We start from the raw sequence: 14,012 nt of genomic DNA on the forward strand, positions 1-14,012 counted from the left end.
CTGTTTTTGGGCGCACTGCGTCCCGATTTCATCTTTCATTTTAGCAAACAATCATGATCACGGGTAGTGTTCATGCGCGTGTTGACAACAGCTAGCGGATACACTTTCGGCCGCCCCGCCCTCGGTTCAACGATGCCCCGATGCACCCAAAGGTCGATCTGGTTGTCTGTGAGGGTGGGCCAGATAGTCTTGAGATCCTGCCGCGTCACATACACGTCCAGGCTGGTGACGTGCTGGAGCCGCGTTCTGACTGCTTCCCCTTGCGTCAAATACAGCCTGTCACACGTGCTACACCACGACTGATCCGTCAGGCCGCGCCTGGTGGGGTACCGGAAGATCCGGCCACCGCACATGCACGACCCCACCAGCACGGGCGCATGCCCAGTGAGCCGCGCCACGTGATTGTGGATCATGTGAATCTCAGTCAGCACCGCATCCACATCCGCATAATGCTCTACTGCCCATGGGAGATCACGCTGCAGGTCAGCAATCGGACTGTCGGTAGTGTGAGTGCCTCGCTCACCGGCGATAGCGCTGGCGTACGAGGCGAGGATGATGAGCACACCACGGTGCGTGCGAATCCCCGGCCACCCATCATCAGCAGAGTCGATCCGATGGTCCAGCCCGTATGGGAGCCCATCATGCGCACCACCGTGACACGAGGCAAGCCTCGGAGAGCGCACACCATACACGGTGAGAGACTGACACGTCAGCAACGGCAACATGCCGGAAATCCCGGATAGTTCATCTTGCGCACGCCGCAAACGCGCAGCCATGCACGGCTTAGTCTCGGTTGTGACAGTAGTCCCACAGGTCACGCTAGGATCCTCACGCGCTGGCTCATCAACGATTTTAGACTGAAAACACATGATCAACCTCTCACGTTTGAACAATCAAGGGAGGCGCGCACCGCGTCAACCAGCGCCGACTGAGACGTGTCCTTACGCTCCAACGCGTCGAGCACCTGCTCATCAATCGACCCCGAGCACACCACGTGCACCACACTCACAGGCCACGACTGGCCCTGCCGATACAATCGCGCGTTCGCCTGCTGGTACAGCTCCAGACTCCACGTGAGCGAAAACCACACCAAAATGTGCCCACCATGCTGTAGGTTCAGCCCGTGCCCCGCGCTCGCGGGGTGAATCAAAGCGAGCGGAATATTCCCCGCGTTCCACCGGTGAAAATCCTCGCTTGACTTCAGCTCAACCGCGCTAGGAAACCGTTCCAGAATTCTTTCCGCGTCGTGCTTAAACCAGTACGCGACCATCACCGGCTGACCGTTAGCGGCTTCCACAATGTCTTCGAGAGCGTCCAACTTCCGAGAATGCACGACGAGTGGTTCACCGTCGTCACTGTAGATGGCGCCGCTGGCGAGCTGGAGTAGCTTACCTGAGAGCACAGCAGCATTTGCCGCGTCAACCACACTCCCACCGAGGCTTACCACCATGTCGCGTTTGAGCCTGTCGTACACCTGCTGCTCGCCTGGGCTCATGGTGACCACGCGACGCGTATAGGTGACGGGCGGTAGCTGCAGGTGGTCGCTGGTTTTCATGCTCAGCGTGATGTCCCTGATCCTCTCGTAGATCGCGTTTTCACCGCCCGGCTTGGGCTTGTACGTGAAAATCTGGGTCTGACTACGCTTATCGGGGTCAAAATACCGGTCGCGGTATTTCGTGATACGCGTACCAAGCCGAACGCCCTCATCAAGCAGCCGGTACTGCGCCCACAAGTCCAATAAGCCGTTTGGCGCTGGCGTACCGGTAAGCCCCACAATACGACGCACATGGGGGCGAGCCTTGCGTAGGGCTTTGAACCGTTTTGACTGGTGGTTTTTGAAGCTTGACATTTCGTCGAGGATGATCATGTCGAATGGCCACCCGCGCACCGTGTTGACGAGCCACGGGATGTTTTCACGGTTGACGATGTACACGTCCGCGTCAGCCTTCAGGGCTTCTATGCGCTCTTCTCGGGTCCCGACGATCACCGAGTATGAGAGGCCTTTCAGGTGGTCCCATTTCCTGATTTCGTCGGGCCACGTGTCTCGGGCGACCCTGAGCGGGGCGACGATCAGCACACGGTCGACAGCAAAATCATCAAAAAGCTGCTTAACCGCGGTGAGCGTGATCACGGTCTTACCTAAGCCCATCTGGAGCAGGAGTGCGGCCTGCTTGTGCTCCACAATGAACCGCGTGGCCTGGAGCTGGTAGTCATGAGGCTTGTATTTCATCGAGAACACTCCTGATCTGGTTGGGGTGGCTGATTGTGTAGACGCGCTGGCCGAGGGCTTGCAGCTGGTGTATGCGACGCTGCTGGAGCGGGCGGGGGTGTTGCCCGGGGGCTTTGACTTCGATGAACGCTGAGTGCCCGTCGGGTAGGAGGATGAGCCGGTCGGGTACTCCTGCGTATGAGGGTGAGGTGAATTTGAGTGGGAGCCCGCCTCGCTGTTTGACCGCGAGGGCGAGTTTTTGTTCGACGGTTTTTTCACGCATGATGCGCGGCTCCCTCGCGTGGGACGGACAGCCCAAAAAACCCTATATAGCTTATATATAGGTGCTTATACGCGCGCGCGTGTGCACCAGCGCACATTTTCTTATCTTGTAATGTCCTTAAGAAAATCTTGTCCCTTGTCCCACTAGTGGCACGTTTTGTTGAAATTCTGCGCAAAAACCGGTGTGACAAGTTCAGGGACAAGCTCAAGTTTTTATAAACCTGTCCATAATCCGAACTAAAGTCTTTGGGACAAGATAATTCGCTAAAAACACTTGTCTCACGCTCAAAAACACGCCACGCGCTCACCGCTCAACCCTCCGATACACACGCTGCCGACCATAAAGCGGAATTCTCAGACGGTCTTTCGCGCTACCGCGCTCCCAGCCTTCAATGCGACTCATGATGCTCGCAATCCGGTACGATTCACCTGTCGTAAAATCAGCAGCCTTCCGCTCTAGGCACTCGCACCAAATTTCAATATTGGACACCACGGTCCTACGCTGACCGTGCTGCTCAGCGCTCTTGAGGCTCAGATAGGAGCGCCGCTCGAAAAGGTCTCTCTCATCCCAGTCGGCGGGTAGCGGGGTCTCCAAGTACGCGCGAACCATGCCCTCACGGTCATCGGTTTCCATGGACCCTGCTTGTGCTTTACCGGCGAGCCGAGCAGCCTCACCAGTCAGATACAGTTTTTCGCCTTGGGCACAGTAGTAGGCTGCTTCAGCCCACACCTGCCCTATTTCACTGCCTGTGAGGTCCCACGGCTTGCGCGTGGTTTCACCAGTGACCATGACGGGCCAGAAGCGCCTGTTCCCCGTCACGTCTCTCAGGAACCCGTCTTCGTTGTTTGTGGTGCCTACGATGATGCACTCACGCGCATGCGTCTCAACGTTCCTGCCGTACGCGGGCCGGTATTTATCGTGCGTACGCGTGATGAAGCTTTTGACGGTTTCGGCGTCCATTTTCCGCATGCCCGCAAGCTCACCGAGTTCTAATATCCACGCGTCGCGGGTTTTCTCTGCACCGGTTTTGTCTCTCATGTCGCTGATGGTGAGACTGTCTGAGAAGAATTTTCCGCCGAGCCGGTTGAAAATATAGGATTTTCCGATGCCTTGCGGCCCGTTGAGGATGAGGACGTTGTCGAATTTTGTTCCGGGGTGTAGGACGCGGGCGACTGCTGCGACGAGGGTTTTCCGCGTGGCCTCACGCACGTACACCGTGTCCTCGGCACCTAAGTATTTGATGAGGAGAGTGTCTAGCCGCGGCGTGTGGTCCCATTCGGGTAGGCCGGTGAGGTAGTCGCGTACTGGGTGGTAGGCGCGACTGGTGGCGACGGCTATGAGCGCGTCGTGTAGTTTGGATTGGGAGTAGATGCCGTAGCGTTTTTGCACCCATACGCGCAGGTGGGCTTCGTCTGTGTCGCTCCACGTGCCTGTCATGGGTTTCCATGGCAGGATTTTGGGGTTGCTGATGATGATGCTTTCGCTCATTTGGTTGTAGGCGAGGCCTTGTAGGCGCGGGTCGTTTTCGAGTATGAGCGTGTAGTTACTGACGGTGTCTTTGGGGGCCCCGTTTTTGGTGAGTTCGAGCTGCTTGACCCACCCACGATCACTATCGGTGGTGGTTGTGGTGTTCCCGCCGTGGGTGTCGGGTTCTAGGTCCGTGAATTCACGCTCAGCCACCACAGCCCGATCCTCATCCAGCTGTTCCTGGACTTTCTCGTCACTGGTGGCGAGGAGGCACATTTTTTCGTGTGAGGGCAGTTCACTGACCGGCGTGCTGGGGTCCGTCTCATTGTCTAGGTGACCGTAGAGGTGGATGCGGACGAGGTCGAACGCGTTCAATGCGCGCCCTGCGGCGGGGTCTGTCGCGTGGTGTGAGTACGCGCGCTTGTGCTCGTAGACGATGAGCCCGCCAGTGGTTTCACCTTGCGTGTACGTGTACCTGTCGCTCATGCCTGTGGGCTCGTACACGGTGGGGAGGAATTTTTCGATGGCTTGCTCCATGGTGTATGCGCGGCAAAAAGCGCCTACGACACCGGTTTTCAGCGTGGGGTCTTCCATTTCACTGAGCACTGCGCGGGGTTGTGGCTCACTATCAGCACGGGGCCACTGGCGCATGTCCTGCCAGTCCTCATACTGGCCGAGCACCGTGTCGGGGTTGAGGAGTGGCCCGTCTTGTGTCTCGTACACGTAGTCACCGTCAGAGGGGCAGGATGGCCAGTACATGAGCCGTGGGGCTTGATACGTGGTCGAGTCGAATTGGTGGATGCCGAGCGTGTTGGCGATCATGCGGCCTACGGCGGGGTACTCGTCCTCGCTCACGTCACGCGACAAGGGGACGATTAGCCGGAGGCGTGGGCGCTCAGCGGTGTGTGAGTGCGTGGAGTACAAGACGGCCCGATTGTTGTACAGGATCGTGAACATGCTCCAAAAATCGGGTTCGGGCTGGTCCACGTCGAGGGTGAGCATGCTCCGCGATAATACGGACCCGTTCCTGCGGACCCCGTCTTTGAGGTGCCCGGCGACGAACCCGCCGACGTCTTTCACACTGCTTTGCTGGTCACGGCTCATTTCCTGGTATTCACGTGTGGTCTCACTGGTGCGCTTCGGCACGGCTAGCCGGCTTGTGAACTCATCCCACGTGGTTTCAGTGTTGGTCCAGCGTGTGGCGCGTCTGGTTGTGGCGCTACTGATTTTCACCGGTCTCTCATCCTCCCCTTATTTATGTGTGGGCCTCGTTTAATAAAATTTTTTAGTCTTTTCTGTACGTGTGGCACGTGTAGCCTTCGGCTGCGAGTGGTAGCCCTCCCGCCCACTCGGGTGCGCGGCACATGATTTCCTGCACGTGCCTGATCTCAGAGGGAAACCCATTAGGAAACACGTCTCTGAGGGCGCTCATGCTCTCAACGACGACTTCGTCGTGCACGTGCATGACTACCGGGTATCCCGCATGGTTGAGGTTTCGTATGGCGTGGGCGAGAATGTCACGCGCGACCGCTTGAACAATGTTTTCGACGAGTTTAGGCCCGTAGGTGGTGACGCGCGCCCACCGGCGGTTCGGTGTGAGCCCCATGTGATTCACGCTCAGGTTGCCCCACCGGTTTTCGCTTACTTGCGCGTCCCTGTAGTACAGGGCGCGCCCGGATGGGAGCGTGATCGTGAGCGTACTGCCGTGCATGCTGACGTGTAGCCGGTACAGGTTGGATGGCTTCCGGGTGGTGACTGCTCGCATGGCTGCTTCGCCGATGTGCCACCACATGCGTACGATGCGGGGGTTGGCTGTCCGCCACGCGTCGACGATTGGTTTCAGCTCGCTTTCGGCAAGCCCCATGTGTAGGGCGCCCATGGCTTCTAGGGCGCCCACGGACCCGCCGTAGCCGCACGCGAGGGTAGCGATTTTCCCTTTCTGACGTAGTTCACCGTTGACGCCGTGTTTTTCCACTGGCACGCCGAACATCCTGCTGGCGGTCTCACAGTAGAGGTCTTTGCCTTCGCGGAACGCTTGGAGGGTGTCTTCTTGGCCGGCGAGCCACGCGATCACACGCGCTTCAATGGCTGAGTAGTCGCAGACAATGAATTCGCTGTCCGCGCTGGGTATGAGTGCGGTTCGGATTAGCTGCGAAAGGGTGTCTGGCACCGACTCGTAGAGCATGCTGGCGAGCTCAGCATCACCCGTACTAATAACCCGACGCGCGGCGTCTAGATCACTCATGTGGTTGCGGGGGAGATTCTGTACTTGTATGAGCCTGCCTGCCCACCGGCCTGTGCGCCCGGCCCCGTAGAATTGGAGGAGCCCGTGCGCCCGCCCGTCAACCGTGCAGCCGAGCATGGTGTCATATTTTTTGGTGGACGAGCGGGATATTTCCTGCCGGAGCAGGAGCGCCTCGCGCACCATGCTGGGTAGGGTGGGGTCCGCGAGCGCCTCGCTCACCGTTTGCTTGCTGAGGCTGTTCATCTTGTAGCCTTGCCGGTTGACCCAGTCGAGGAGCTGGGGCACACTTTTTGGGTTTTCCACGTGGGTGAGCTCGCGCGCCTTTTGGAGGCATGTTTTTTCGTGGTCTGCTCCGATTTTTTGGGCTGCCCTGGCGAATCCTGTGTCGATGCCGACGCCGCGCGTGTTGATGTACTGGTCGATGTAGTAGTTTTCCCACTCTGCTTTGGGTATGGGCGTGTTTTTGAGGTGTTCGCGTATGGCGGTTTCGGCGTCCACGTCGCGTTTGCAGTAGGTTTTGAATTTTGCCCACCCAGCGGGGTCGCTGGAGGGTAGTGTGCGCTGACCGTTGCGGCCGGGTGTGCAGAATTTTCTGATGAGTGCGCGCCCTTCGGTGAGTTTTTGCTCAGACAGGTGGAGGGCTTCGCCGGCTTGCTTGAGGGAGCCGGGGAGGCCTGCGTAGAGGGCGTGCACCATGGTGCAGTGCCATCCAACGGGGTCGAGAAAACCGCGGATCAGGCCCGTGTTTTGGAGGTGGTGGGAGAGGCAGACTCGTTCGAAACTCGCGTTAAACGCGTGCTTGGTAACGTTTGGGTTGATGAGTGCGTCGACGATGACGCTGGGTAGGGTCTCACCACTGACGAGGTCAATGATCCGCGTCGCCTCATCATCCGTCTTGTAGGCGAATAGGAGGATTTGGAAGCTTGGGTCGGCTGCGTACGCGTACACGCCGTTATCAATACTCGTGGCGGAAAATGTTTCGATGTCGATGGCGAGGTGTTTCAAGGCTGGTACCGTACCCAATCAAAAAAAAAGAAACAGAAACGGAAGAAGAGGATGAGGATGATGCGGGGCGGGGGCTTCCCACCAAGCAGGAATAAGCGCCACTTGGCGGGAAACCAACGCGGGGAGGTTTTTTAGCCGAGCAGGTCGTCTAAACCATCCGCTGCCTCGTCATCGTCAAGCGCGGTGAATTCATCCTCAGCCCTAGTGCGCCCATCAAAAGACTCATCATCACGCACTTTCTGAATATTCCCCAGCCCCACGGCAATACCTTGGTTGCCAGAGCGGTTGTACGCGTAGAACTGCACGCTCACATTCGCCCAGCACCCCGAATAGACTTCGGTGGGGTCCATGATGCGCCGAGCGTGACGATCCACGATCCCCGGAGCCGTTGAGGATTTGGCGTTGAGGAAAAGCATTCCCGCGTACTCCGCGCCCTTGTTTTCAGCGTCCCCGTCACGCAGGGGGAGTTGGCGCGCTTCCCATTTGGGTCCGAATTTTTCTTTACCGAGTTCTGCTGCCTGCTTGATGGCTGCTTTGATCTCGTTGAGCGTGGTTTTGTCGCCTTTGGGGATGAGGAGGCTCGCCGAGTATTTTTCTGGGCTGCCGTTAAAAGAGCGTGGCTCAAAAACGTTCGCATACGAGAGGCGGCAGTTTCGGACGATCAGATTATTCGACATTCTTTTAGTTTCCTTCCGGTGTTGTTGTGTTCTTGTCGAAAATTCGGGTGAACTCGCGCTCCGCACTCAGGGTGGCTTCGGGGCGCGGGTCCTCATCGGGCACTAGGTGTGGTTTCCCGCGAGAGCGTTCCACGAGCCCACCAAGTACCCTGCTGAACTCTTGCTTGCCCATGAGGCGTTCCATGCGCGTGATAGGGATGAGCTTCTTGTCGTACACGTCAGTAAAACCCGCGGCCTCGGCTACTTGAGCGACCTGTGTCTCGTCTGTGTACCGGCGCGTGGCACGCCCTTCGACGAGTTTCATCCTCTGCCACTTGTGGCCGGTGGTGGCCATGTTGAGCGCGTATTTTTCGACGCTGCTCGCCCACCGTGTCAGGTTGGGTAGTTGGCGTAGCACCTGCGTGACCTCACTATCAGTGAGTTCTGCGGGAGCCTTGAACTCAAGCTCAGCCAAGCGCATGTTTTCCTCAGCGCGTGCCCTGCATGTGGGTGCGAGCTTGCAGAATTGGCACCACTCGCCGGGGTGGAATTCGCCTTCGCCTTTAATAGCCTGTCGGGCGGCGGGTTTAACCGTGTTTTCCGCCCACGCGCCTAGCTGTGCGGGGGTGGTTTCCCACATGCTGATGTGCGAGCGGCGCGGCTGGTAAATACTCAAACGCACCGTGCTGATGTCGTACAGGGTGTCGAGTAGGTTGAGCGCGCCCAGCGCGTACAAGGACAATTGGGGGTTGTGCTCGGCGTTGACGAGGACGCCGACACCGTATTTCAGGTCCACGATGTGCAGCGTGCCGCCGGTGATGATGAGGCAGTCGCAGGTGCCGTATCCGCCGGGGACAGTGTGGTCGAATTTGACGCGCTGTTCCACGAAAACGAGCGGCGCCGCACCATCTTCTTCTTGGTATTCGCGGAGTAGGCACTGCACGTAGTCCACGTACGCGCTTGTGTACGCGTCCATGCTTTCACTGTCATACTCGGACACCGGCGCACGCCCCGCGCTTTGGCCTAGTGCTTGGTGGAGCTTGTATTCTGCGAGCGCGTGCGCAGCCGTGCCCTCGCGTGACACTTCCGTGTCGCGGTCGGGTTTATGGGCTTCGAGTAGAGCACTTGGCGTGCAGTGGAGCCACCTGTGCGCGCTACTGGCGCTGAGCGTGGCGTGTGTTTCAGGCGGCATCTCGAGCGGCTTTCAGCGCCGTGGCGTACTGGTCCTCGGTGAGGTCGGAGAGTTTTTCGGCTCCGAGGCTCGTGAGGATTTTTCGTAGCCTGTTTTTGCCGTCTGGTGTGCTGGTGGCGAGCGTGGCGAGTGCTTGCCTGACTTCCTCCAAGCTCACGCTAGGCTCCGCTGGCTCAGCTGGCTCAGTGGGCGGGGCGGGTTCGGTGACTGGCATGGTTTCCTCAGTGACCTGTTCGGGCCACTCGTCCCCACCCGTCAAACTCGTGATCTTCCGCGCTCTGGCGAGCGCTTCGTCGAGATTACTGTCGAGGTCATGCAACCCACCGAGCATGAGCTGCAAACCGGCTTTAATGTCCTCAAGATTCTGGCTGATCGTTGTCATTTCGTGTGTTCCTGTCCTTGCGTGTGTTGTGTGAGTCTTGCGAGGCACTGTTCGATGTCGTGTAAGCGGTCTTGTAGGTCTCTGATGTCGTCGCCGATGTTGAGAATTGAGGCTTCAGCCGTGGATAGGCGCGCCTTGATGTCATCACCGATCATTTGCCTGTCTCTTTTCCTGCTGTTTGGTGTTCCTGGTCTTTCTGCTTGTCACTGTTGCGGCGCATCATCCGTGGGTTTGGGGTTTCCCAGTCTTGTTCGCAGCTGACCCATGACGTGCGGTGCACGCACTCCGTGGCGATTCGTTGCTCTATGTACGGCATGACTATGCGACCTTTTCGACGATGCTCATGCGCCCTGTCCTGAGGCGGGCCGGTGTATGGTGCACATGAAGCGCGGGGTCTTTGGGGCGGGTGGCGACCACGAAAAACGTCATCCGCCGTGGCGTGGCTGAGACTGGGAGGCAGAGGGGTGTTTCCCACGTGGGCCCAAGCTCTTGTTCGGCCTGTTCTATTGCGGGGCGGACGGTCATATTGAGCCGGCGCACCCTGCGTATCTCCTCTGACAGGTGTGGGATGGTTTCCACGCGTGCGGGGACTTGCACCGTAAATTCGCGTATCTCCTGCGGAACGGTTCTCCGCTGGGCTTTTTTGACCGTGAATCGTGCTTTTTCTGTGACGCATGATTCGTGCGCGAGCAGCTCCACGCTTGGATTGGTGGGCTGGTCGACGAGAAAGTCGCATACGCAGCAGGCTGGGAGGTCAGCAAGCCACGGGTATTTCCTTGAAGTGATCATTTTTTAGATGTTTCTTTCAGCTTCGATTTCAGGGTGATCGTGGAGAATCCTCAGGAGCATGCCGAGGATGTATTCGGATGAGGCGCGCCAGTCGAACCGATAGCCCTCAGCGAGGACAGCTGCCTTGGCGAAAATGATTGCGGCGTGCGCTGCCTGCATGGTGGTGGGGTGGATACTGTCGAGCCCACCCGTGTCAGACAGGGGCGCGTCGGTGCGGGGGTAGATTTCTGTCTCCGTGCCGTACTCATCGTGATCGACTGTGAGGATGTAGTCCCCGTAGTCGCAGGCCTCATAATGCTCAGGCATGATGCTCAATGTCCTTTTCTTTTTCTTCTTGACTGTTTGCCATGTCCCATAGCCACGCTGCGACGGTGCGCATAGCACTGGGGGTGAGTGGGAAGTTCATTGTGGAGGGGAGTGTGCCGTGCGCTGTCATGGCGGGGCATTCCCGTATTCCGCGCTGCTCATTTCGCGCTCCTACGCGTAGCACTCTGGGAGGCGGGAGCGTAGTAGATCCACATGCGGTTCGCATTGTCGTTGTCGACGTTGAGTCTGCGTGAGCTCACTCTGAATCCGCGGACGTTTGCCGCGCGGGTGACCGCGCTCACGTCAGCTTTAGTCCAGGGCGCGCCACTGTCACTGATGACCTCGAACGTTTTCGGCGCGGCGCTCATGATCTGCTGGAGTTCTTCCTCACTGATGATCTGGTCGAAAAGGCCGGTGCGCGTACGCTTTGCGGGGACTTTACTTAGTCTGATACTCATTTTTCTCGGGTTCCTTTTTTAGTAGCGTGGTGCGTTGTTTTCCATGGCGCGTAGTGATGACTCTGGGACGAGGATTCGCCGGCTGGTGAGCCTGATCGCGCCTTGTAGCCTGTCGGTGTCGATCCATTTGCGCACGGCGTTTGGCGTGGTCGAGTAGCGCTCGGCGACCTGCCGCACCGTGTACAAGGGCTCCAACGGCTTACGTTTACTGGTGCTCATGCTGCCTCGTCGCGTTCAATCTCAGGCAGAATCCCATGCTGCTTAAGAAGGTCATAAAGGAACAGGCGGCCTTTTTGTGTCCAGTAGGTATGGATAACCGTGTGATTATCCTGATCGATCACATGAGTTTTCGTGTCCGTGTACCCGTGTCCTTGGTATTTAGCGGTGAGCACCCAATTGCGTTTCCCACCGACCCTGTATTGGACTCCCAGTTCGTGGAGTTTCGCGTTTAGTTTCCGCGCGCTCATTCCGTATTCTTTAGCGATGTTGGTGACCGGCACCGCGTCGTGACTGGTGATGACGAGGTCGTAGTAGGACACTTTGGGTTGGACTTCTGCTAGTGCTTGTTTTTGTGCGGCGTTCTCGGATTCGAGTTCGGCGCGTTTCGCGCGCTCGGCTTTGAGGGCTTCGAGGACAGTGATCATGATGTCGGGGTCGGCGAGCATTTTCTCGATGGTGTCGGGTGTGGCGTACATGCCGTGCCGACGGATAGTAGGAAGCACCTCATGCGTCACCCAACGACGAAACGGCTTAGCGCTCGGGGAGTTCGAGCGGAGGATGACAGCGTAAAGGCCGGCCTCTGAAATGATGTTCTTGTTCGGGTTTCCAATACCCTCAGAAATTCTTAGGGTATTGATTTCGTCTTCGTCTAGTCGCTTTGCAACTTCCGAGGGGTTAGTGAGTTTCAGAATGCTGCAGACATCCGAGAGGACGAACCATGGCTCGCCATCCTCTGTCGTAACCGTGCGGACACTGGTACCCTCATACGTGAAGGGAACTATCTGGTTCATTGTGTTTTCCTTTCTGATTCGCTTCCTGGACTGCTGCTGACAGTTCAGGAAGCGGTTTTTTCTTGTGCTGATGCGCGCGGCTTGTAGGTGGTAATGAGTGCGTCGTCGTCGAGACCAAATGCACGCGCGATGGCTTTTGACATGAGATCTGATACCCCTCTTGAGCCGTTTTCGATTGCGCAGAGTGTTCCTCGCGAGACTTTGAGTTCTGGGACTTCCTTTTCGATTCGTTGCGCTAGTTCGTCGAGGGTGAGACCAGCTACTGTTCGCAATGCTCGGATGGAGACGAGCGGAGGCATCTTCTTCGGCCGTTCCGGTGGGTATTGCCGGTAAGCAATGTTTGCTTTCATGTTTAAGACAGTACGGCAAACATTAAAGGTGATCAAGCTACGACACGGCAAACATTGCAAGTTGGCCGAAATGATGACACTCTCGCTTGAATTACATGGGTGTTGTTAGCCGAGTCGCGTAAATGTTTGCCGAAGTTTTAGGGCATGATAAGAACATGAGTACAGACGAGATGCACAGATTGGGAAAGGCCGTCCTGCAACGGCGTCAAGATCTTGGACTGTCTCAAGATGATGTCGGCAAGAAAGGTGGTCCATCGACTACAACATTGTCGAAGATCGAAAATGGCGAAGCCCCCTCAATCCGTACTCGCACAAAGGAAGACTTGGAACGCGTGCTCAAGTGGCCTAAAGGGACGATTGATGCGCTGCTAAACGGCGAAGAATTGCCACCAATCCCTCTTGTCGACCGAACAGACTGTGATGTCACGGCTGGGATGAGTGAAACGCAGGTATCCGGACAGCATCTCGCATCAGCTTTCGAGCAAGTCGCTCAATTCAACGTCATTGCGCTTGAAACGCTTTCGCCCCGTGACCGCATCTTTGGATTGTCGTGGTTGCTAGGCCGGGACATTCACGACATTGATCTGCTAACAGAGCGAGACGCCGAAGAACTTCTCGCAATCGTCAAAGCGGCTTTCATGCGAGAAGGCCGCCGACTGCAAACGAGTAAGGACGCTTATCGGACCGCTAGCACTCCAAGTGGCTTCACGCGAGCACAGATTGATAGCGAACTGGAAAACGGCGGCACTTTTGCTGATGCAATTCGACGTTTGTCGGATAGAGAAGATGATTTGCTTCATCAGGAGGTTTACGGTGGGACACCACCGCCTGACCCTGACGATTACGGCGTGTACGCGCAGCGAGGCGACGTAGAAGCCGAACAAGAAGCCTCCCAAGAAATGCCATGACGACCGGACCGTCCAACGAATCTACCGCCCTCATCCCAAAGCATGAAGGTGACTACTTCGTTTACGCCGACGAAACAGGCAACCTTGACTTCAAGAGCGCCGATTCGCCGTACTTTGGCTTCGGGACAGCAATGTTCCCAGCCAACCACGCCACGCAGATGTGGGATGCTCACTTCCTGCGCCTATCCCTCCAAGACCAAGGAGTAAGCCTGCCAAATGGGTTCCACGCCGCAAAAGACAGCTGGAACGTACGCCGACAAGTCTTCTTAATGTTGGCAGACCAAGAAATCACGGTTGACTCAACGTTCCTGTACAAAGCCAATGCCTATAAAAAGATTCTCTTACATGCTGATCCGCAAATGAGGCTCTACAAAATGGCGTGGTACCTGCACTTTAAAGACTTGTGTCAGCGGCGTATACCTAAGCAGGCTCACATATATGCCATAGTTGCATCGTTTGGAACCAAGATGCGTGCAGAAGCCGCCAGAGAAGCGTTGAAAGATGTGGCAGACCAGCAGCCACAAGACATTACCTTATGCGTATGGGATTCGGCCTCTTGTTTCGGTCTGCAAGCCGCCGATTATGCACTGTGGGCGATCAATCGCCACGTAAGCGGAAGGGCACTTGATCATTATGAAGATCTCATTAAGCCGTACGTGAGATCTGTTTTCCTACCTTGGGGAAATAAGTAGTGTCGGCTATCCCCGCTTGGGGGAAGTCCACCTCCGGAAGACTTATCGCCGACACTGAAA

General features: G+C 57.0%; 15 protein-coding genes. 3 read left to right on the plus strand and 12 right to left on the minus strand.

Going from position 1 to position 14,012, the window contains the following annotated elements; all coding sequences use genetic code 11:
• Positions 1–140: 140 nt before the first annotated feature.
• A complete protein-coding gene (locus tag BLT69_RS10755; RefSeq protein ID WP_157886271.1) occupies positions 141–743 on the plus strand; it encodes a hypothetical protein in 603 nt (200 codons plus the stop codon).
• 128 nt (positions 744–871) lie between these two features.
• Here BLT69_RS10755 and BLT69_RS00770 read toward each other — a convergent pair whose 3' ends face one another.
• The 12 genes from BLT69_RS00770 to BLT69_RS00830 all read right to left on the minus strand — a co-directional run bounded on the left by BLT69_RS00770 (position 872) and on the right by BLT69_RS00830 (position 12,352).
• Complete coding sequence (locus tag BLT69_RS00770) at positions 872–2,230, minus strand: DEAD/DEAH box helicase (RefSeq protein WP_092648108.1); 1,359 nt, start codon at positions 2,228–2,230, stop codon at positions 872–874.
• Positions 2,211–2,492 (minus strand): VRR-NUC domain-containing protein, encoded by a 282-nt coding sequence (locus BLT69_RS00775; RefSeq protein WP_092648109.1) that lies wholly within the window; start codon positions 2,490–2,492, stop codon positions 2,211–2,213. Before BLT69_RS00775 ends, BLT69_RS00770 begins: the two co-directional genes overlap by 20 nt.
• Before the next feature lie 303 nt (positions 2,493–2,795).
• On the minus strand, positions 2,796–5,192 hold the full coding sequence (locus BLT69_RS00780) for a virulence-associated E family protein (protein WP_092648110.1): 2,397 nt from the start codon (positions 5,190–5,192) through the stop codon (positions 2,796–2,798).
• 52 nt (positions 5,193–5,244) lie between these two features.
• A complete protein-coding gene (locus BLT69_RS00785) occupies positions 5,245–7,209 on the minus strand; it encodes a DNA polymerase (protein ID WP_092648111.1) in 1,965 nt (654 codons plus the stop codon).
• Between the two features lie 131 nt (positions 7,210–7,340).
• Entirely contained in the window at positions 7,341–7,886 is a 546-nt protein-coding gene (locus BLT69_RS00790; protein WP_092648112.1) for a DUF2815 family protein, read from the minus strand.
• A 4-nt stretch (positions 7,887–7,890) separates the two neighbouring features.
• The gene (locus BLT69_RS00795; protein ID WP_092648113.1) at positions 7,891–9,057 is read right to left on the minus strand and encodes a DUF2800 domain-containing protein; all 1,167 of its coding nucleotides are present in this window, start codon (positions 9,055–9,057) and stop codon (positions 7,891–7,893) included.
• Entirely contained in the window at positions 9,047–9,439 is a 393-nt protein-coding gene (locus tag BLT69_RS00800) for a hypothetical protein (RefSeq protein ID WP_092648114.1), read from the minus strand. The genes BLT69_RS00795 and BLT69_RS00800 overlap by 11 nt, the downstream gene beginning before the upstream one ends.
• Positions 9,440–10,231: 792 nt before the next feature.
• A complete protein-coding gene (locus BLT69_RS00810) occupies positions 10,232–10,534 on the minus strand; it encodes a hypothetical protein (protein WP_092648116.1) in 303 nt (100 codons plus the stop codon).
• Between the two features lie 158 nt (positions 10,535–10,692).
• On the minus strand, positions 10,693–10,992 hold the full coding sequence (locus tag BLT69_RS00815; RefSeq protein ID WP_092648117.1) for a hypothetical protein: 300 nt from the start codon (positions 10,990–10,992) through the stop codon (positions 10,693–10,695).
• An 18-nt stretch (positions 10,993–11,010) separates the two neighbouring features.
• Entirely contained in the window at positions 11,011–11,211 is a 201-nt protein-coding gene (locus BLT69_RS00820; protein WP_092648118.1) for a helix-turn-helix domain-containing protein, read from the minus strand.
• The gene (locus tag BLT69_RS00825; RefSeq protein ID WP_092648119.1) at positions 11,208–12,002 is read right to left on the minus strand and encodes a phage antirepressor KilAC domain-containing protein; all 795 of its coding nucleotides are present in this window, start codon (positions 12,000–12,002) and stop codon (positions 11,208–11,210) included. Before BLT69_RS00825 ends, BLT69_RS00820 begins: the two co-directional genes overlap by 4 nt.
• 44 nt (positions 12,003–12,046) lie before the next feature.
• Positions 12,047–12,352, minus strand: a complete 306-nt coding sequence (locus BLT69_RS00830) for a helix-turn-helix domain-containing protein (protein WP_092648120.1) — start codon at positions 12,350–12,352, stop codon at positions 12,047–12,049.
• 155 nt (positions 12,353–12,507) lie between these two features.
• Here BLT69_RS00830 and BLT69_RS00835 point away from each other — a divergent pair, with 155 nt between their 5' ends.
• Together BLT69_RS00835 and BLT69_RS00840 are read left to right on the plus strand one after the other, a co-directional pair.
• Positions 12,508–13,260: a helix-turn-helix domain-containing protein gene (locus tag BLT69_RS00835; protein ID WP_157886272.1), complete on the plus strand. Its 753-nt coding sequence runs from the start codon at positions 12,508–12,510 to the stop codon at positions 13,258–13,260.
• Positions 13,257–13,952: a DUF3800 domain-containing protein gene (locus tag BLT69_RS00840; RefSeq protein WP_092648122.1), complete on the plus strand. Its 696-nt coding sequence runs from the start codon at positions 13,257–13,259 to the stop codon at positions 13,950–13,952. Before BLT69_RS00835 ends, BLT69_RS00840 begins: the two co-directional genes overlap by 4 nt.
• Positions 13,953–14,012 lie beyond the last annotated feature (60 nt).

The sequence above is a fragment of the Schaalia radingae genome, assembly GCF_900106055.1.
Taxonomy (GTDB): Bacteria; Actinomycetota; Actinomycetes; order Actinomycetales; family Actinomycetaceae; genus Pauljensenia; species Pauljensenia radingae_A.

What these genes read in the sequence shown, in the direction of transcription:
- BLT69_RS10755 (WP_157886271.1), top strand. Translation starts at nt 141, where the DNA reads ATGCACCCAAAGGTCGATCTGGTTGTCTGTGAGGGTGGGCCAGATAGT.
- BLT69_RS00770 (WP_092648108.1), bottom strand. Translation starts at nt 2,230, where the DNA reads ATGAAATACAAGCCTCATGACTACCAGCTCCAGGCCACGCGGTTCATT.
- BLT69_RS00775 (WP_092648109.1), bottom strand. Translation starts at nt 2,492, where the DNA reads ATGCGTGAAAAAACCGTCGAACAAAAACTCGCCCTCGCGGTCAAACAG.
- BLT69_RS00790 (WP_092648112.1), bottom strand. Translation starts at nt 7,886, where the DNA reads ATGTCGAATAATCTGATCGTCCGAAACTGCCGCCTCTCGTATGCGAAC.
- BLT69_RS00795 (WP_092648113.1), bottom strand. Translation starts at nt 9,057, where the DNA reads ATGCCGCCTGAAACACACGCCACGCTCAGCGCCAGTAGCGCGCACAGG.
- BLT69_RS00800 (WP_092648114.1), bottom strand. Translation starts at nt 9,439, where the DNA reads ATGACAACGATCAGCCAGAATCTTGAGGACATTAAAGCCGGTTTGCAG.
- BLT69_RS00810 (WP_092648116.1), bottom strand. Translation starts at nt 10,534, where the DNA reads ATGCCTGAGCATTATGAGGCCTGCGACTACGGGGACTACATCCTCACA.
- BLT69_RS00815 (WP_092648117.1), bottom strand. Translation starts at nt 10,992, where the DNA reads ATGAGTATCAGACTAAGTAAAGTCCCCGCAAAGCGTACGCGCACCGGC.
- BLT69_RS00820 (WP_092648118.1), bottom strand. Translation starts at nt 11,211, where the DNA reads ATGAGCACCAGTAAACGTAAGCCGTTGGAGCCCTTGTACACGGTGCGG.
- BLT69_RS00825 (WP_092648119.1), bottom strand. Translation starts at nt 12,002, where the DNA reads ATGAACCAGATAGTTCCCTTCACGTATGAGGGTACCAGTGTCCGCACG.
- BLT69_RS00830 (WP_092648120.1), bottom strand. Translation starts at nt 12,352, where the DNA reads ATGAAAGCAAACATTGCTTACCGGCAATACCCACCGGAACGGCCGAAG.
- BLT69_RS00835 (WP_157886272.1), top strand. Translation starts at nt 12,508, where the DNA reads ATGAGTACAGACGAGATGCACAGATTGGGAAAGGCCGTCCTGCAACGG.
- BLT69_RS00840 (WP_092648122.1), top strand. Translation starts at nt 13,257, where the DNA reads ATGACGACCGGACCGTCCAACGAATCTACCGCCCTCATCCCAAAGCAT.